Genomic DNA, 20696 nt, shown 5'->3' with positions numbered 1-20696 from the left:
TCGTTTAAGTGTGAAATGGATAACTACCAAATAAATCACTGAAAATTAGCGCAAACACAAAATCAACTCTATTAACACGTGAAAGCACTTAAGTACCTCAATAAGTACTTCTTGAAATATAAATGGTATCTTATTTTAGGAACAATTTTTACCATTATTTCTAATCTTTTTGGAATTATTCCCGCACAGCTGGTGCGTTACGCGCTCGATCTGGTAAGCGAAACCCTGGATGTGTATTATTTGTTTGCGGGTTCCAAACTGCAAAGTGAAATGTACGACACCTTCGCTTTCACGATCTTACTATATGGCTTGCTGATTCTGGCTATGGCGCTTTTGAAAGGAATTTTCCTTTTTCTGGTTCGTCAGACCATTATCGTCATGTCGCGTCATATTGAATATGAATTGAAAAATGATGTATATAATCATTACCAAACCCTGCCGACCAGTTTTTTCAGAAGCCATAATACAGGTGATCTGATGGCTCGTATTTCGGAGGATGTGAGTAATGTCAGAATGTATGTTGGCCCGTCTTTAATGTATGGCCTCAACCTGATAGTACTTTTTGTCCTTGTGATTTCTTACATGCTGACCGTGAGCACCAAACTTACGGTTTACGTTTTGATACCGTTGCCGCTGCTTTCTATCAGTATTTATGTGGTGAACAATATTATGATGAAACGTTCACAGGAAATCCAGAAACAGCTTTCAGCACTTTCAACTTATGTGCAGGAAGCATTTTCGGGAATCCGGGTGATCAAATCTTTTGTTCAGGAAAAACATTCTTTTACCAATTTCCAGACTGAGGCGGAAGATTTTAAGAATAAATCGCTCGGTCTTGCAAAAGTGGATGCGATCTTCTACCCTATTATTGTGCTTCTTATCGGGATCAGTAATATCCTGATTATTTATGTCGGAGGAAAAGAAATCATGAATGGTAATCTGACCCCGGGAAATATCACGGAATTTATCCTTTACGTGAATATACTGACCTGGCCCGTTATGGCACTTGGCTGGACAACAAGCCAGATCCAGCGCGCTGCTTCTTCACAAACACGTATCAATGAGTTTTTGAACGAAAAAAATACCCTTGTTTCTGACAAGAATATCGAAAAAGAACTGGATGGAATTATAACTTTCAAAAATGTAGGATTTATCTATCCGGATTCTGGAATTCAGGCGATTGAAAACTTTGATCTGGAAATAAAACATGGTGAAAGCGTTGCAATTCTTGGTACAACAGGTTCAGGAAAAAGCACATTAGCACATTTATTATGCCGGCTTTATGATCCGACGGAAGGTGAAATCCTGATCGATAACATTCCATTGAAAGAGTATAATGTCCACGCATTCCGTCGCCAGCTTGGTTATGTTCCGCAGGATGTTTTTCTTTTTTCAGATTCTATTGAAAATAATGTGCGTTTTGGAACAAAAAATATGCCGCACGACCGCATTGAACAGGCTGTGAAAGATGCAGATCTATACCAGAACATTCTGAATTTTCCACAAGGATTTGATACGCGTTTGGGAGAAAGAGGAATTACATTATCTGGTGGACAAAAACAACGACTTTCCATTGCCCGCGCCATCGCACGCGATCCAAAAATATTGATTCTTGATGATTGTCTTTCCGCGGTTGATACCAATACTGAAAACATCATCCTGAATAACCTGAAACGAATTATGGATCAGCGCACTTCGGTGATTATTTCACACCGGGTTTCTTCCGCAAAGCTGGCTGATAAAATTGTAGTTCTTCACGAAGGCCGGATTGTTGAACAGGGAACACATACGGAACTTATGGCAAAAAACGGAGCTTACAAAGAATTGTACGAAAAGCAGTTGCTGGCAGAAGAAGTGTAATCCTCATTTACTAATATACTAAAAGTCACTATTCAGTGACTTTTTTTAGTTTATAACCGATTCATAAATCTCATTTACAGGAGTAAAATTACCGCTATTGCATTATTAAAATAATAAATTGAAACATTTCATATCTATAAATTATTTGCACTTTTTGATTGATTCTAAATTCGTAATACAAAAGTGCCTTTAACGCAAAGAATGATGTTTTAATATGGCTTTTTGAAAAAATTAAGTATTTTTATTTTGTATTTTACAAATACAACAATACATTTACAGTGTCGATAACCAAAAGACGAAAGCCAGTCAAGCCTCATATATCTTCCAGCCGCACCAGAAGAATATGAATTTTAAAAGTTTAGAGAATTAACCGACGACCCACCTGTGGACGTTTGATATAATGCTCTAATAAATACACAAACAATATCCTGTTGAATTTAGCATCATAGAAAGTCTGGCTTGCTATCAGACTCATCCCGTGAGTTGCTAGACTTTATTGATTCTTTTTTCGAATCCTAAACTATTTTTGAAAGAATGAGTTGAAGCTATGAACATTTCCTGAATCTATGCGTGCGGGCATAAATACTATTGTTTCATAGTAAGATTGTAAGCAGGGTTACAAACAGATTTTATTGGTAAAGCTCAATTATTTGAGCAAAAAACGGTCGTTACTGTATTTACGGCTACTGGAATTACTATGTTTTTATATTTCCGTCAGGGAAATCGTTGGCCAAATCACGGCTTAGTGTATTGTTTTTTATCAAGACCTACCATTTCACTAATTCATTAAATCATCATGACAAAATCATTACCATTTAGTGTCAGGTTTGTAATTCTCGTTGCCATTTGCTGTTTACTGACAAACATTTTATTCGCCCAGCAAAAAACCGTTTCAGGACGGGTTATTGCAACAGAAGATGGAGCAGGGCTTCCTGGTGTTAGTATTGTGGTAAAAGGTACCAACATCGGAGCAATAACGGGAGCTGACGGCACTTACAAACTCGCCGTACCAGGCGAAAAATCGATATTATCTTTTTCTTTTGTTGGTTTTGCAACACAGGAAAAAACGGTGGGATCATCGGGAACAATCGATGTATCTCTTGAAAGTGATACCAAACAATTTTCTGAACTGGTTGTAATCGGTTCGCGGAATTCATCCCGTACAAAACTGGATACACCCGCACCAGTGGATGTAATTTCAGTAGCGAAAATATCTCAAAACATGCCTCAGACGGAACTAGGACAGCTTTTGAAACAAGTTGCTCCGTCTTTTAACTCACTTAAAATACCAGGAGGCGACCTTGCCTCACACGTAGATGCCGTGCAGCTGCGTAACCAACCCCCTAACCAGACATTAGTTTTATTAAACGGAAAACGCCGTCATTCTTCTTCATTGCTTTTGGTAGCCAATAATTCCGGCCCGTCTACAACGGTTGATATGCGCACAATTCCTTTGGCAGCTGTTGAAAAAGTTGAAATTCTTCGTGACGGTGCAGCAGCGCAGTATGGTTCTGATGCCATCGCAGGAGTTGTGAATATGGAATTGAAAAAAAGCGTAGGTGTTTTTACAGGTATGTATAACACCGGTTTTTATGCAAATGCAGGTTTGGCTAAAAACAAGGATATAGACAAATTCGGTACCGACGGAAAATTGCAGCAATTCATGGGTAACTATGGTTTTGCGCTAGGCGATAAAGGTGGTTTTATCAACCTTACTTTTGAACTTAGTCAGCAGGGAAAATCAAGCCGTGTTCCCAAAGGCGGATATAGTGGAGCTGTTTTTGATGACAGTTATTTGAACAATACAAGAAAAGACGAATACGGACAAACGATCATCACAAATCCGGAACTGATCGCAAATCCGGATAATGCAGCTCTGAAAACCGATCAGGGATTACAGGATGCACGTGGATTGAAAAAGAAAGACTTTGAGATGATCACCGGTTTAAGTAAAGTTGAAAACGGTACCATTTTCATGAACATGGCCATTCCGTTGGGGCCAATGAAAGAAAATGAATTTTACGCTTTCGGTGGACTTAACTATCGTAATACTTTAAGTGGTTGTTATTACCGTTTTCCTCGTCAGCAGGATCGTTTCTTAAATGATCTTTATCCAAACGGATTTTTGCCTCAGCTGACTTCCAACATTTCTGACAGATCTTTAACCATGGGTGTTAAAGGTAAAGCAGGAATTTTTGATGTTGATTTCAGCAATTCCTTTGGAAACAGCAAGTTTGGTTTTGGTATGGTGAATACGATGAATGCATCTTACGGACCATCTACACCAACAACGATGCGTCTTGGAGACAACAATTTTATCCAGAATACCACCAACTTAGGGTTAACAAAATTGTTTGAAAACCCGGGAAACGGCGCACTAAAAAGTGTCAATGTGGCTTTCGGTGCTGAAATGCGTATTGAAAATTACCAGATCAAGGCAGGTCAGAAAGAATCGTATACCAAAGGTGATTACGGTACTTTCACAGCACCTTCTGACAATTACAACTATACAAAAAATGTTAACAAGGATGTAAAATCTGAACAAACGATCAAAACAATCAGTGGTGCAGATTCTACGGTTTATGTTGATCTGATCCTTCCATACAAAGGTGACAAAGTGGATATCAAAGGATATTCTCCAAACTGTCAGTGTTTCCGCGGATTTGCTCCGGAGCAGGAAACAAACGCTTTCCGTTCAGTAATGGCTGGTTATGTGGATGTTGAAGTAGATGTTACCAAACGTTTCATGATTGAAGGCGCCGCACGTTACGAACATTACAGCGATTTCGGTGGTGTGTTGACTGGCAAATTTGCAACACGTTATTCCATCATTCCTGATATGTTTGCCGTTCGCGGTTCTATCAGTACTGGTTTCCGTGCGCCAAGTCTTCAGGAATTGTATTATGCACAAACTTCAACTGGTTTCACTCCGGGTGGTGTTCCTTTTGATCAGGGATATTTTACAAACAATAGTACGGCTGCAAAAGCTTTGGGTATTCCAAAATTGAAACAGGAACGTTCTACAAACATCAGTTTCGGTCTTACTTCCCAGTTAATTACCGGACTTGAAGTAACTGCGGATGCGTATTATATCCACATCAAAGATAAGATCATTCAAACGGGTGGTTTCGGCGGAAGTGTGATTGGTGGAAATTTCAGTAACATTATTACTGCTGACGGTATCGCTCAGTTCTTTACAAATGCAGCAGATGTTGAAACAAAAGGTATTGACCTTGTAGCGAATTATCGTACGGTTGTAGGAAGAGGCGGCCAAATGACTTTCTCTCTTGCAGCCAACTGGAACACAGTTGCATTCACAAAAGTATATCCTGCTCCGCTTAATATTGGGGCAAACAATACTTTGCCAACAGATCCTACACTACGCGCTCAATATCTTTCTGATATCTACCTGAACCGTAGCTCCCGCGGAAGTTTCGAGAGAGGTAATCCACGTCAGAAATACATCGCTTCTATTGTTTACACAAAAGGACCTTTGTCTGCGATGATCCGCGGTGTTTATTATGGTGGTGTAAATTATTACAGCAACTATCATGAAACCGACGATATCACGTCTCCTTATGCAGATTATACTTTGGGAGCCCGTGCAACAATGGATTTGAGTGTCAGCTATCAGATCATTAAAGCACTTCGTGTGTCAATTGGCGGAGATAATGTGACAAACACATATCCAACAAAAACACGCGCTGATCTGACAGATTCTGGTCGTTTCGCTTACGACAATTATCAGATGGGATATCAGGGTGCATATTATTACGCACGTTTGAGCTTCCAGTTCTAAGACGTCTTTTTTTACAAAAATATTGGCCTGATCAGTGAGACATGATGTCGCTGATCAGGCCAATTTCTTTTAACCATATCAGGCTTTCAAAATCCAGCAATTAATAGCAAAACGCCAGTCTTTAAAATCAATTCCAGGCGCGATTACAGGTCTTACTTCATGCGGAGCAAAAGATGGAAAGGCCAGTAACGAATTATTATCAGGAGAAATATCAGTTGATTTTTCTTTTTCCTCTCCAATAGAAATCGTATGAATCCGCAGATTTCCTCCTTCAAACTTTCTGGGAAGGCTGTGCAAATAATAAACGGCACTGATCACCCTGGGTTTGTCTGTTTTCTTATGAACAGCAGTATCAATATGCGCCTTGAAAAGTGACCCGTCTGCATAACACACAAATTCCGTTTCAATTTCTCCTGCGTTAAATTTTGATATTTTCAATCCATCGATCAACGCAGGGATCCGCTTTCTGACACTTTCCTGGATAATCGTTTTATAAGGTTCAAAATCTTTTAAAGTCAATGAAATGCGCGAATCCAATATCTTTTTTACACCTCTGCTATAAATCACAGACTGCTTAAAATCCAGTTGCCTTTTTACAGCATAAGCCAATATCTCAGCATTTAATTCATCGCTAAAAAAGTTATGAATATGCATATAAGGAAACAATCTGGCCATTAATAATCTTGTATTTAATAATAACGTTGAGTAAATAAAGGCTTTTACCAACCCGCCGCCAGACAAAATTATCTGGCCAGCTTCCTCACTTCCTCTTTCAATTCCTTCATTTCCTGATGGATGTTCTGCAAACTGATGTTCGCAGCATTTGTTTCCATATCAAACGTCAGCTTACTGTTTACCAGCCATAGTTCCCTTACTTCGCTCCGGTCAACAGAAATCGGAGCATATTCAGGATTTAATGAAATCAGGCTCACAAATGTGCTTTTCTCACTTTTCTGAATTTTTTTCACAAGGATACTATCCGCCGTTACAATCACATACATTTTGTTATTTTTCACATCATCCCAGCCTTCCACTGCTTTTCCCACAATCCATTCATCGGATTGTAAAACCGGCATCATACTATCTCCATCCACCTGAAATCCACGAAAAGTGGCGTTTCGATATTCAGGAAGCGGAATACTGAAAGCCGGCAAACTTTCAAACCAGCGCGTATCTCCCAGATTCAATGGATATCCGGCAGCCGCTTTTGCGTTCACCATCACAATATTTTCTTCTCCCGTATTATCAACTGTCACAACTTTCGGATTCATGGCAGCGTCACCAATGCGCAGATATTTCTGTCCGCTCTCACCAAACAGCCAGAGCGGATTAATATTATGCTGTTTTAAAAGCTCTTTAACAACCTGTCCGGGTATGCGCGTCCTTCCCCGCTCAATGTCGGCCGTCGTCATACTGATACCCAGTTGCTCGGCAAATGCAGCCTGCGTCAGGTTCAGCTCTTCCCTTAATTGTTTGAAACGTTTACTTTCCTCTTCGATGGGCATATGTCTGGTAAACTTGTACTTAAATGAGTAATCATATCAAAGATACAATTTTTTGGAATAAATCCATTGCTATATCAGGAAATATTCCATAATTTTGGAAATATTCCATTGATAAGTAAAAATTCCAATTCACCATGGAGCGAACCATACTACATATGGACCTTGATACATTTTTTGTATCGGTTGAACGTAAGATTGATAGCCGGCTAGAAAACAAACCAATTCTCGTTGGAGGGACAGGTGACCGCGGCGTTGTGGCTGCGTGCAGCTATGAAACACGCCCATATGGGGTTCATTCAGGTATGTCGATGAAAATGGCGAAAAATCTCTGTCCTGAAGCGATTGTAATCCGGGGTGAAGGTGGTGTTTATTCAAAACATTCAAAAGAAGTTACCGAGATCATTCGTGAAGCCGTTCCGGTTTTTGAGAAAGCGAGTATTGATGAATTTTATGCCGATCTGTCAGGCATGGATAAGTTTTATGCATCATCCTATAAAATGGCGCACGAACTGCGAATGCGTATCAAAAAAGACGCAGGGCTGCCTATTTCTTTTGGACTGTCTTCTAATAAACTGGTTTCGAAAGTAGCCACAGGAACGGCAAAACCGGATAATGAAAGAAAGATTGAATTTGGAACTGAAAAGTCATTTCTCGCACCAATGCTCGTCAAAAAAATACCGATGGTTGGCGATAAAACCAATCAGATACTATATAATCTTGGCATAAAACATGTGAGAACAATCCAGGAAATGCCCGTTGAAATGATGAGTAAAGTACTGGGCAAAAATGGCGTTGTGCTTTGGAACCGCGCCAATGGAATAGACGATACGCCAATCACACCTTTTCACGAGCGAAAGTCAATTTCCAACGAACGGACTTTTGCGAGAGATACGGGCGATACAACCAAGATGCGGGAAATGATCAGGGCCATGGCTGAGAATCTTGCTTTTCAGCTCAGGAATGGCGAGAAGCTGACATCCTGTATTTCGGTCAAAATCCGGTATGCCGATTTTAATACTTTTTCCAAACAACTCAAAATCCCGTACACCTCAGCGGATCATTTGCTGATTCCACAAGTGGAGAAATTATTTGATCAGTTATATAACAGAAGAATGATGGTAAGACTTGTGGGTGTCACATTCAGCGATCTGGCCGGGGGAAATTATCAAATTAATTTGTTTGACGATTCCGAAGAAAAACTTAACCTCTATCAGGCAATGGATCTTTTACGAAACCGCTATGGGACAGACAAACGTGGAAATGCAATTGTAAGCTGGGGCACAACCATAGGAATCGCCAATATATCAAGTATGGGAAATCCGTTTAACGGGGAACCGCCTATTATTCCGGCGCATAGAAATGCTTAGAGATGGAAGGTATTATAAGTCAAACAATTTAATCAAACTGGCATTGATTTGTTTTAATTCTGACGTCTCCAAAACTCCGAATTTTCCAATAACTAATGTTTTGTCAATTGTGGTCAATTTACTTAATCGAATTAAAGAAGCTTTTTTAAGACCATTTAATATGGAAGGTTCGATCATAACATCATCTTTTTCCTGCCACTTGATTTGCGTAGTGATAAATGCTACTGTCACATCAAGATCAGTTGAAATCAAAATCAATGCCGGTCTAATTTTTACATCTTTCAAATTGGTAAAAGGAAAGGGAATCAAAACAATATCACCCTTCTTCATTTATAAACTTCTTTTAAATCTGCTATGGTGTAAATATCTTCCTCGTCATTTAAAAAATCAAATGATTTTGACTCACTAGCCATTTTTTGAATGCCTTCAACTAATATAGAGTCTTCAGATTTGCTTAGAAGAAATTCCGCAAAATCCGTTACCTCTTTTATTTTTTGATCCGAAAGCTTCGACAAATTATCTATTGCAACTTTTATTAACGCGTCACGTGACATAATAATCAGGGTCTAAATGAAGACGACTTCACTATTTCATTATTAATAAAAGTAAGTATAAAGTTTAATTTCCCAAAACCCATGTTACTCAATTGCCACTCCTATTTCAGCCTGCGTTATGGAATGATTCCGGAAAAGGATTTGCTGGAACTTTGCGTACAAAATAATTATAGTGCAATGGCACTGACGGACATAAACAATACGTCCGGCTGCCTGAATTTTGTACGCCTGGCAGAAAAATATGATATCAAACCCATTGTAGGTATTGATTTCAGAAACGGGATTGAGCAGCAATTTATTGGTCTGGCAAAAAATAACGCAGGTTTTCAGGAGCTGAATGAATATTTGTCAGGGCATTCACATCAAAAAATAGAATTTCCGGATCAGGCACCTGCGCTTGAAAACGCTGTTTTCATCTACCCTTTTGAGCAGTTATTAAAAACAAAAAAGGAAATATTCAGCCCAAACGAATACATCGGTATATCAATCAAGGACCTCAACCGCGTTCAGTTTTCTCCTTTGCGTAACCGGCTTGATAAATTTGTCATTTTACATCCTGTCAGTTTCCGGCATAAAAAGGATTTTAGCGCACACCGGCTTTTACGTTCAATTGATGAAAACACTTTACTAAGTAAAGTGTCCACTTTTGGTACAGCAGAAGAAACGGAACAAATGCTGCCTTCAAATGTCCTGAAATATCAATTTAAAAATTTCGACACCATCGTTTATAACACCGAAAAACTGATGGACGAATGTAGTATCCGTTTCACTTTTGGAGAAAACAGGGAACATCAGAATTTAAGAATATATACTAAAAGTGAAGCAGAAGATTACCAGCGTCTGCGTCAGAAAAGTTATGATGCGCTTGGATACCGGTATGGAAATAATATAACAGATCAGATTTTTGATCGCATATCAATGGAGCTGGAACTGATCCAGAAACAGAATTTCATTCCTTTCTTTTTGGTAAATCATGATATTGTAAGTTATGCACGACGGAAGAATTATTTCTACGTTGGCCGCGGCAGCGGTGCCAATAGTATTGTGGCTTATTTGCTGGGTATTACCAATGTAGACCCGATAGAACTTGATTTGTATTTTGAACGCTTCATCAACATACATAGAAAAAATCCTCCCGATTTTGACATAGATTTTTCGTGGAAAGACCGGGAGGATATTACTGATTATATCTTCAAAAAATTTGGAACAAAAGGCCAGGCGGCACTTTTGGGCACTTACAGTACTTTTCAGCATAGTGCGGCCGTCAGGGAGCTGGGGAAAGTTTTTGGTTTGCCGACCTATGAAATTGATTTGCTCAGTGATGGGAAGTATGATCCAAAAAAACTGGATCAGCTTTCCGGATTGGTCATTAAATATGCACAATATTTTCAGGAAAATAACCAGCCAAATCACCTGAGCATTCACGCCGGTGGTATACTTATTTCAGAGCGTCCGATTCATTATTTCTCAGCGACTGATCTGCCGCCAAAAGGTTTCCCGACCACGCAGTTTGACATGGTGATTGCAGAAGATGTGGGTTTGAACAAATATGATATTCTCAGTCAGCGCGGACTGGCAAAAATCAAAGAAACGCTGGAAATTATTAAATATAACCGTCCCGATGCGCCTGAGATAGATATCGATGATGTGAAGAAATTCAAGCTCGATCCGAAAATCAATAACCTGATCAAAGAGGCGCAGTGTATTGGCTGTTTTTATGTGGAATCGCCGGCGATGCGCATGCTTTTAAAAAAGCTTCAGGTTGATAACTACCTCGGTCTGGTGGCGGCGAGCTCTATTATCCGTCCGGGTGTTGCCAAAAGCGGGATGATGCGGGAATATATTTTGCGGCATCAGGATAATTCCAGAACCAAAGATGCACATCCGGTTTTGCTGGATCTTATGCCGGAAACATACGGTATTATGGTTTATCAGGAAGATGTGATCAAGGTTGCCCATTATTTTGCAGGTCTGACACTGGGAGAAGCAGACGTGATCCGGCGTGGAATGAGTGGAAAATTTCGCGGACGTGATGAATTTGAATTTGTAAAAGCAAAATTTTTCAAAAATTGTAAAGAAAAAAAGTATGACCCGATAGTCACCGAGCAGATATGGGCGCAGATTGCCAGTTTTGCCGGTTATGCTTTTGCCAAAGGCCATTCTGCGTCTTATGCGGTGGAAAGTTACCAGACACTTTTCCTGAAAGCCTATTATCCACTGGAATTTATGGTGGCGGTTTTAAATAATGGCGGCGGCTTTTATGCACCGGAATTATACGTACATGAAGCCAGAATGATGGGTGGGAATGTGCTGGCACCTTGTGTCAATCATAGCCATGCACAAGCTGTGATTGAAGGAACTGACATTTATCTGGGGATGTCCGCTTTAAATGAAATTGAAGAAAAGACCATTATCAAAATTCTGGAGGCCCGGGAGGCAGAAGGAGATTTTACATCTCTTAATAATTTTCTGGACCGTGTGTCTATTTCCATTGAACAGATCACAATCCTGATTCGTATCAATGCTTTTCGTTTTACTAAAATTGATAAAAAAACATTGCTGTGGAAAGCACATTTCAGACTAAATAAAGCACCTCAGAAAGTCCCGCAAAAGCAATTATTCCAGGTAGAAGTTAAAGATTTTGAATTGCCAAAATTTGAAACTTCCCGAACCGACGAAGCCTATGACCAGATCGAACTACTGGGATTTCCGCTTTGCAATCCTTTTGAACTCGTTAAAACGCCAATGTCAAAAAGCGTGATGTCAAAAGATCTGCATCAATATATCAATCAGGATATTGTTCAATACGGATATCTGGTGGCCGTTAAAAACACGAGAACATCAAAAGGGGAAAGAATGCAATTTGGAACATTTCTGGATCAGGAAGGACAGTTTATCGATACCGTACATTTCCCTCAGGTAGCCGCAAAGTACAATTTCTCAACCAAAGGAGTTTACAAGATTTACGGAAAAGTAATTGATGAGTTTGGATTTTTAAGTATAGAGGTCACTGAAATTGTACGGATGGATTTAGCTTTGAGGTGATGGGGAATTTCGTAACTTCAAAATTAATATCACTTCTCTTGTGACATTTTCCTTGCAATTCATACTAATGTTTTAAAACAAGTATCAGCAATGGATTCGACAAATAAATCTTGCTTCGTACAGGTCATCCAGGAAAATCAGGGAATTATCAATAGTATCTCCCGCATTTATTATACGGATGATGAGGACATAAAAGATGCGAGACAAGACATTATTTTACAGCTCTGGAAATCTCTGCCAACATTCCGGAATGACTCTAAAATCAGTACCTGGATTTACAGAGTGGCACTCAATACAATGCTGGCAAAAGCTAAAAAAGATCATAAAAATTCATCCCAGGAATTATTATCGGAGTCGCATTTTAATAGTCCTGATAATAAGTTCGATACAAATGACGATATCCAGCAACTGCTATTTCTTGTCAACCAACTTGAAGCAACTGATAAAGCCATCATGATTCTACATTTTGAAGGATACAGTAACAAAGAAATTGCGGAAACATTAAAACTGACAGCCACGAATATCAGTACAAGAATGAACCGCATTAAAATTAAACTCAAAGAAGCATTTAATACCATCTTAAATGAACTCAGATAATTACAAATCGTCCTGGAAAGCCTTTCAAAAATTGAATAGTTCCATTGAAATCAATGATAAAGAAATATTGGATATCATTGAAAATGCGAATAATCCGTCATTTTATTTCTCAACAGAACGTCTGCTCAAAAATGCTGCTGTATTCTCGTTTCTGATTCTGTTTTGTCAAAATTGTTATGTTTAAATGCTTACTGCAACTATCACTTACATAATTTGGAACGTACGGTCCAATGTATTTCCAGGACTTGAAATCCCAAAATGGTACGGCCTATGCTGGGCACTGGGAATATTTTTAGGGTATCAGGTTATGCTTTATATCTACAAAAAGGAAGAAAAACCAGTCGAACAACTTGATATTCTGGCGACGTATGTAATTATTGGTACGTTACTCGGTGCCCGTTTGGGCCACATTCTTTTTTACGATCCAATCTATTACTGGCATCATCCCATCGAAATATTACCTATCCGGCTTTCTCCACATTTTGAATTTACCGGATTGTCAGGACTTGCGAGCCATGGAGGAGGCATAGGAATTTTTCTTTCCGTATATCTTTTTTGCAGAAAATATAAAGAAAACTATTTATGGATACTGGACAGAATGACGATTATCGTTGCATTGGTCGGCGTTTTCGTAAGATTTGGCAACCTGATGAATTCGGAAATGATTGGAATTCCTACTAAAATGCCATGGGGATTCATTTTTACAACTATTGATGCCATACCAAGACATCCGGCACAACTGTATGAATCTGTTTTCTGTCTATTCCTTTTTGTAATTATGTTTACAATCTGGAAATTAAAAGTCACCAAGATTCACAATGGGTTTCTATTGGGTATTTTTCTCATACTACTTTTCACTTTCAGATTTATCGACGAATACTTCAAAATCGACCAGGAACCCTTTGAAAGTGAATTAATTATCAACATGGGACAAATTTTAAGTATACCATTTATTTTGATCGGTATGGTATTAATTAATTTAGATTATTCTGTAAATAATATCTCCAAAATTGATAAAATCTAAATATTACTTCCGGTTTGCATTTACCATTTATCCTTAGACTAATTCTTTCTTCACTCACAATTTTCCTCAACAGAATCATATTTCATACCTTGGCACGTTAAAACAGCAAAATCATCATTATCTGTTTGTAATCGTTCATAAAGGTTTTAATGAAAAAAATAATTCTTTTTACAGCACTAGTTAGCTGCATGCTCACTGCATGCAATAAAGAATCCGGATCTATTTCCGGAAGTTGGGTCAGATCCATGGATGAGCAACCTCAACATAAGCAAGGTTTCACATTGAAAGATGAAGGAAATGCCGCTTCAATTAATCTCAATGACAAGCTTTATCATAAATGGGAAAAATTTGGTGACCTGCTGATTCTTCGTGGCACCAAAAATTCAGAAGCAAAAGAAGAATTTTCAGATACTTTAAAAATCGTTTCTGTCAGTGATAGTATCCTCGTTCTGAAAAAGACAGACGGCAACGAGATCACTTATACTAAAACCAATGTTCCCGGCAAACTCGTCAGGGCTTTTGAAACTTTTGACTGTTACACTTTTTCTGCAAAAAAGGATACTGCAATACTCCATATCAATGTGGTAGAAAATATGGTGTCAGGAAATCTGGAATACCGTTTCTTTGAAAAAGACCGCAATAACGGAACAATCAAAGGCAAAATGTTTGGTGATACGCTTATTGCGGATTACACATTTTTATCCGAAGGCTCAACCTCGGCGAGGGAAGTTGTGATGATCAAAAAAGACAATAATTTCATAGAGGGTTTTGGTGATGTTCAGGAGCTTGATAATAAGGTGAGTTTTATAAACAGAGCGAAACTTAGTTTCAAAAATGGCCTCACTTTCAAAAAAAGTAATTGCCCTTAACTAAAATAAATTTCACCCTTCTCCCCTAACCTTTAATGATTAAATCCGCTGAAAATCCGGTTACAGCAAAACGTATATCCTTTCCAAAGCCTTATGATCACTCTTTTGGACTAGCCGCATTATTAACCTCCATTCTTGTTGTTTTATCGACACTTACAAGACTTGCCCTTCTGGTCAAATCTGCCTCTGCGGTTGACTTTACATTTATAAATATCCCCGGCATTTTCGGTATCGGGTTGTTTTATGATCTGGTCAATGCCCTGTATTTTATATTACCGTTTATGATTTATATCTGGCTGATGTCAGATAAAGCTTTTAAGAAAAACTGGCAGCGAAATTTGCTGTATGGCATTTTCTCATTTTTCATTTTCGGACTTTTATTTAATACAGTTTCTGAATGGTTTTTTTGGGACGAATTCAACGCACGTTTTAATTTCATAGCGGTTGATTATCTGGTTTATACCAATGAAGTAATCGGTAACATCCGTCAGTCATATCCGGTAGAACTGATCATAATTTTTCTCGTTGCGTTAACTGCGGGATTTGTATATTTTTTAGCCCCGATGATCAGAAAAGCAGCTGATCATGCGCTTCCCTTTAAAACAAGATCCGTCTGGATGCTGGTCTATTTATTTTTCCTGGCAGCGTCATTTTTCCTGATTACTAATAAAACCAGACAGTTTTCCGAAAACACCTATGTCAACGAACTTGCAGGAAACGGGCTTTATGAGCTTTTTGCTGCTTACAGAAATAACGAGCTGGATTATGCCCAGTTTTATCACAAAATTCCTGATGAAGAAGCATTCAAAATAATCCGTGAAAAAATTAAAACTCCAGAGAGCCATTTTGTGGATAACAATCCATTTAGTATTGAAAGAAAAATCATCAATCCGGGCGCAGAAAAAAAGATGAATGTTGTGCTGATCAGCGTTGAAAGTCTAAGCGCAGATTTTTTAGGAGCTTTTGGCAATACACAAAAAATTACTCCAAATCTGGATTCCCTTGCGGCTCATAGCTTACTATTTACGCATTTATATGCAACCGGAACAAGAACAGTCCGCGGGCTTGAAGCACTTTCTGTTGGCACGCCACCAACACCGGGACAATCCATAGTAAGACGACCCAAAAACGAAGGGCTTTTTTCAATGGGCCGGGTTTTTAAAGAGAAAGGTTACGAAAGCAAATTCATTTACGGCGGATATGGCTATTTTGACAACATGGGTTATTTCTTTAAAAACAACGATTACGAGGTTGTTGACAGAAAGAAGATTGCTAAAAAAGATATTGCCTACGAGAATATCTGGGGCGTCGCTGATGAGAATCTGTTTACTTTGGCAACCCGTGAAATTGAAAAAACAATTAAAAACGGAAAGCCGGTTTTTGCGCATATCATGACCACATCCAACCATAGACCTTTTACCTATCCGGATGGGCGGATTGACATTCCCTCACATACCAGCAGAGAAGGTGCAGTCAAATACACGGATTATGCGATAGGAAAATTCATCAAAGAAGCAAAAACAAAACCCTGGTTCAAGAATACGCTTTTTGTTATCGTAGCAGATCATTGTGCTTCAAGTGCCGGAAAAACCGATCTGCCGGTCAACAAATACCTGATTCCGCTTTTGATCTATTCGCCAGGAAATATTCAGCCTGCAAAAATGGAACGGTTGATGAGCCAGATCGATCTTGGGCCGACGATCCTTGGTTTGCTCAACTTTTCTTACACCAGTAAATTCTTCGGGTACGATATTTTCAAACTGGAAGAAGGCCGCGAAAGGGCATTTATCAGTACTTACCAAAGTTTAGGTTATGTCAGAAAAGATACATTGGTTATCCTAAAACCGCAGCGTATAGTGGAATCTTTTGTTCCTGATTTTAAAGATGGGACAGCAAAAGAAACGCAGGAAAATAAATCATTGACCAAAGAAGCCATAACATGGTATCAAACGGCCAGTTATCAGTTTAAAAATAAGCTGCTGAAGTAAACTTAATTTATAAAGTTATGATCAACCCAAAATACGGCGCTTCTATTTTATCCTGGATCCCGCCAGTCTGGACTCCGGAAGCCGGACTTTACGCCATAAAAAAAACAGCAGAAACTGGATTTGATCTACTGGAAATACTCCTCCCGGTTTCCATGGACTTTGATGCCGAAACTGTCAGAAAGCAATTAAAAGCACACAACATCGGAGCTGTTTGCGGTCTGAACCTGCCAAAAAATTGCCACATACCTTTCCACCCGTTAGAAGCAACAACACTGATTAAAGCAGCGCTGGATAAGGCCGCAATTCTTGAAGTTGACTATCTGGGCGGGGTTTTGCATTCAGGAATCGGGGTTTTTACCGGACTTCCACGAACGAAGGAAGAGGAAGTTATTATTTGTCAGGTCTGGAGCGAGGTGGCAGCTTATGCAAAAAATCTTGGAATCAGAATCGGAATCGAGCCAATCAACAGGTATGAAAGTTATATCTGCACGGCGGCTGGTGAAACCATGACGATGATCAATAAAGTCAACGCTACTAATCTGGGTTTGCACCTGGATACATTTCACATGAATATTGAAGAAAGTAATTTCCGCGATCCGGTTCTGGCCGGAGGTTCAAAATTATATCATGTGCATATGACAGACAGCGACCGTGGCATGCTAGGTGAAGGAAATGTGCATTGGGACGAATTATTTAAAGGTTTATCGGAAATTGATTATAGCGGAGCCCTGGTTCTGGAAAATTTCTCATCCGAAATTAGAGAACTGGTTGGCCCGACATCCTTATGGCGTCCTTCAAAATACAATGCCGAAGATCTGGCAAAAGGCAGCCTGGCCTTCATGAAAAAAATGGTTGAAAAATATCAATAAATTCTATCTGCCACAGGTAAATCCTACACAATATCTGTGGCAGATATTTGCATTTTCAATTAAAAACAATTCTCCTTTTATAAGTCATTATGACTAATACGATTAAAATATTTTAATACACTCTCTTTGCAATCGTACTGATTAACGATATATTTCGTTTTCATACATTTTATCAACCTAATATCAGTAAAATGAAAAAATCCCTCTTGGTATTATGCGTTTGGGGCATATCCGCGGCGTTAATTCCAACTTTTGCACAAGATCTACGCACACAAAAAATCCCGCTGGACCCGACCGTCAAAACCGGGAAATTAAAAAACGGGATTACCTATTATATTAAAAAAAATGCTGAGCCGAAAAACCGGGCTGAACTTCGATTAATCGTAAAAGCAGGGTCAGTTTTAGAAACGGATGCCCAACAGGGACTTGCCCATTTCATGGAGCACATGAACTTCAACGGGACTACAAATTTCCCAAAAAATGAGCTTGTCAATTTTCTTCAAAAAACCGGTGTACGTTTTGGTGCTGACCTGAATGCGTATACAGGTTTTGATGAAACTGTATACATGCTTCCAATTCCGACGGATTCAACAGGTTTACTGGAAAAAGGTTTGCAGGTACTGGATGACTGGGCGCATGGAGCATTACTTGATCCTGCCGAAATTGAAAAAGAACGAGGTGTTGTTTTGGAAGAATCGCGTATGGGCCGCGGAGCACAGCAGCGTATGAGGGATAAATATTTAAAAATGATCCTGAATAATTCGCGATATGCAGAACGTTTACCAATAGGAAAGGACAGCATTCTTAAAACTTTCAAACCTGAAAGTATAAAAGCATTTTACAAAGACTGGTATCGTCCGGATCTGATGGCTGTTGTGGCTGTCGGCGATTTTGATGTAGCCAAAGTGGAAGCGATCATTGCTCAAAAGTTTGGTAAAATCCCCGTCGTAACAAAACCAAAAATGCGGACAGAATATACCATTCCGCTAAATGGAGGTACGGATGTCGCGATCGTTACGGATTCAGAATATCCCCAAAACGTAATACAGCTGATTTATAAACAGCCAAGTACCAAGGAGAAATCGATGTTTGATGTTCGGAATAACATTGCACAGGGATTGTATAATGCCATGATGGGCCAGCGTATGCAGGAACTTACACAAAAGGCGAATCCTCCGTTCCTGTATGGTGCAAGCAGTTACAGTGATTTCCTCGGTAATCTTGATTCATATACTTCAATTGCGCTTGCCAAAGATCCGTCCTCTGTCGAAACTGCCTTGACTGCTTTGCTGGAAGAAAATGCACGCGTTCAGAAATTTGGTTTCACTGCGCCTGAGCTTGAAAGGGCGAAGAAAGATTTCATGAATCAGATGGAGCAGTCTTTGAAGGAAAAAGATAAAACTAAATCGGCAAATTATGTACAGGAATATCTGGACAATTTCTTACACCAGAAGCCTTACATGGGTATAGAAGATTATTATACTTTTCTTCAAAAAAACATTGGCGGTATAAAACTTGAAGAAGTTAACGCACTGGCTAAGAAATACATTACAGATAAAAACAGAGCTGTGGTGATCATGGGCCCGGAAAAAGGAAAAGATGCGCTGCCGACCGAAGCGAAAATCAGGACTATGCTGACGCAAACAAACACTGATTTGAAAGCATATGTTGACGACGTACTGGATTCACCACTTCTTAAAACAGAACCGAAACCAGGCAAAGTGACCAGTGAAAAAACAGATGAAAAACTGGGGATAACGGAACTTGTTTTGTCAAACGGCGTAAAAGTCCTTTTAAAACCTACTGATTTTAAAAATGACGAAATCCTGATTCAGGCTACCGGGAAAGGCGGATACTCATTGTTTCCGGGAGAGAGAGAAACGGGTATCATGACGAGTTATATGCTTCAGTCGGGTGGTGTCGGGCCGTATAACCAAACCCAGTTGCAAAAGTTTCTTGCCGGAAAAACGGTTGGTGTTGAGCCATATCTGAACGAATTAAAGGAAGGTGTAGAGGGCAGTACCAACCCGAAAGATCTGGAAACTACGCTGCAATTGATCTACACCTATTTCACCGAACCTCGCAAGGATGCAGAAGTTGTAGGTGGGATGCTTGCTAACCAGAAATCTTATCTGGAAAATATGCGCAAAACTTTGACCCCGGATAAAGTTTATTCTGATACGCTGAATGCAGTTTTAACGAGCAACAATCCCGACCGCCGTCCACTGACACCGGAAAGTATTGACAAAGTAAGTCTGGATCGTGGTATTGAAATTTATAAAAACCGGTTTGCCGACGCTTCTGACTTTGTTTTCACATTTGTCGGTGCATTTAAAGTAGATGCCATAAAGCCGTTGCTTGAAAAGTACATCGGTGGTTTACCGTCAACAGATCGCGATGATACTTACAAACATCCAAATATCTTCCCACCAAAAGGGCGTATTGAAAAAACAGTATATAAAGGTCTGGAACCAAAAAGCCGCGTTACAATTGTTAGCAGCGGTGAATATGACTACAAACCTGAAAACAATATTCAGATTGAAGCATTACAGGAAGTACTTCAAATTAAGCTGATCGAAGCACTTCGCGAGGAAGAAAGCGGTGTTTATGGAGTGCGTGTTTCCGAGGATGTCGACAAACTCCCTACCGGACATTATCGTTTCAATATCGGTTTCGGCTGTGCTCCTGAAAATGTAGATAAACTGGTAAGCCGTACATTGGCTGAGATGAAAAAGATCAAAGAAAACGGTGCTGATCCAAAAGATATCGAAAAATTTGTCGCTGAAACTAAGCGCAAGACAGAAGTTGCATTGAAAACAAATGGCTTCTGGATTAACTATATTGATGAAAATACTTTCCTTGGAGATGATTTGAATGAAGTTCTTGAAGAAGATAAATTGTTAAAATCAATCACTGTGGCGAGTACTAAAGCAGCAGCGAATCAATATTTCTCGGATGATAATTTTATCAAAGTTGTGTTGATGCCTGAGAAGAAATAAAAAATGCTGCGGGCTAAAGCCCGGATATATCTAGTGGTATTCCTGACCCTAGGCTGAAGCCTTGGGTTAATTTTTGTCTCACTGGATATTCATTCCTCGACAATACTAACCCAAGGTGCTGTGTTAAAAGTCAAGTAAAAGATTAAATATTTTTATAAATTACGCTTTCAGAAGCAGGAATTTATTCCATGCACGTTAGGCAGGGCAATTTAATATTGTC

At 39.3% G+C, this 20696-nt stretch carries 14 protein-coding genes; 10 read left to right on the top strand and 4 right to left on the bottom strand.

The annotated features are described in order from the left end of the window. Nucleotides 1-78 precede the first annotated feature (78 nt). Together LXL81_RS28720 and LXL81_RS28715 are read left to right on the top strand one after the other, a co-directional pair. On the top strand, nt 79-1860 hold the full coding sequence (locus tag LXL81_RS28720; protein ID WP_234651586.1) for an ABC transporter ATP-binding protein: 1782 nt from the start codon (nt 79-81) through the stop codon (nt 1858-1860). 796 nt (nt 1861-2656) lie between these two features. Next, nucleotides 2657-5659 (top strand): TonB-dependent receptor, encoded by a 3003-nt coding sequence (locus LXL81_RS28715; protein WP_234651584.1) that lies wholly within the window; start codon nt 2657-2659, stop codon nt 5657-5659. A gap of 78 nt (nt 5660-5737) precedes the next feature. On the opposite strand, the gene LXL81_RS28710 is transcribed toward LXL81_RS28715, so the two are convergent. Continuing rightward, nucleotides 5738-6334 carry a 2OG-Fe(II) oxygenase gene (locus tag LXL81_RS28710; protein WP_234651582.1) on the bottom strand — a complete coding sequence of 199 codons (597 nt, stop codon included), beginning with the start codon at nt 6332-6334 and terminating at the stop codon, nt 5738-5740. 68 nt (nt 6335-6402) lie between these two features. Beyond that, nucleotides 6403-7164, bottom strand: coding sequence for a LexA family transcriptional regulator (locus LXL81_RS28705; protein WP_234651580.1), 762 nt, complete (start codon nt 7162-7164; stop codon nt 6403-6405). A gap of 134 nt (nt 7165-7298) precedes the next feature. Here LXL81_RS28705 and dinB point away from each other — a divergent pair, with 134 nt between their 5' ends. Next, on the top strand, nt 7299-8531 hold the full coding sequence (gene dinB, locus LXL81_RS28700; RefSeq protein WP_234651578.1) for a DNA polymerase IV: 1233 nt from the start codon (nt 7299-7301) through the stop codon (nt 8529-8531). Nucleotides 8532-8543: 12 nt separating this feature from the next. On the opposite strand, the gene LXL81_RS28695 is transcribed toward dinB, so the two are convergent. Further along, complete coding sequence (locus tag LXL81_RS28695) at nt 8544-8861, bottom strand: type II toxin-antitoxin system PemK/MazF family toxin (RefSeq protein WP_234651576.1); 318 nt, start codon at nt 8859-8861, stop codon at nt 8544-8546. Continuing rightward, complete coding sequence (locus tag LXL81_RS28690) at nt 8858-9085, bottom strand: hypothetical protein (protein ID WP_234651574.1); 228 nt, start codon at nt 9083-9085, stop codon at nt 8858-8860. The genes LXL81_RS28695 and LXL81_RS28690 overlap by 4 nt, the downstream gene beginning before the upstream one ends. A gap of 81 nt (nt 9086-9166) precedes the next feature. Here LXL81_RS28690 and LXL81_RS28685 point away from each other — a divergent pair, with 81 nt between their 5' ends. From LXL81_RS28685 to LXL81_RS28655, 7 genes are all read left to right on the top strand, one after another. Further along, nucleotides 9167-12130 carry a DNA polymerase III subunit alpha gene (locus tag LXL81_RS28685; protein WP_234651573.1) on the top strand — a complete coding sequence of 988 codons (2964 nt, stop codon included), beginning with the start codon at nt 9167-9169 and terminating at the stop codon, nt 12128-12130. Nucleotides 12131-12220: 90 nt separating this feature from the next. Continuing rightward, the gene (locus LXL81_RS28680; protein ID WP_234651571.1) at nt 12221-12727 is read left to right on the top strand and encodes an RNA polymerase sigma factor; all 507 of its coding nucleotides are present in this window, start codon (nt 12221-12223) and stop codon (nt 12725-12727) included. 184 nt (nt 12728-12911) lie between these two features. Next, complete coding sequence (gene lgt / locus LXL81_RS28675; protein ID WP_234651569.1) at nt 12912-13751, top strand: prolipoprotein diacylglyceryl transferase; 840 nt, start codon at nt 12912-12914, stop codon at nt 13749-13751. Between the two features lie 149 nt (nt 13752-13900). Next, complete coding sequence (locus LXL81_RS28670; protein WP_234651558.1) at nt 13901-14620, top strand: lipocalin family protein; 720 nt, start codon at nt 13901-13903, stop codon at nt 14618-14620. Between the two features lie 35 nt (nt 14621-14655). After that, nucleotides 14656-16608 carry an LTA synthase family protein gene (locus LXL81_RS28665; protein WP_234651556.1) on the top strand — a complete coding sequence of 651 codons (1953 nt, stop codon included), beginning with the start codon at nt 14656-14658 and terminating at the stop codon, nt 16606-16608. Between the two features lie 17 nt (nt 16609-16625). Continuing rightward, nucleotides 16626-17477 (top strand): sugar phosphate isomerase/epimerase, encoded by an 852-nt coding sequence (locus LXL81_RS28660; RefSeq protein ID WP_234651554.1) that lies wholly within the window; start codon nt 16626-16628, stop codon nt 17475-17477. 191 nt (nt 17478-17668) lie between these two features. After that, on the top strand, nt 17669-20476 hold the full coding sequence (locus LXL81_RS28655; protein WP_234651552.1) for a pitrilysin family protein: 2808 nt from the start codon (nt 17669-17671) through the stop codon (nt 20474-20476). The last annotated feature ends 220 nt before the right edge of the window (nt 20477-20696 follow it).

The sequence above is a fragment of the Dyadobacter sp. CY356 genome, assembly GCF_021440195.1.
GTDB lineage: Bacteria > Bacteroidota > Bacteroidia > Cytophagales > Spirosomataceae > Dyadobacter.
The sequence above is the reverse complement of the archived record's forward strand: the minus strand, read 5'-3'. Positions and strand labels throughout refer to the sequence as shown.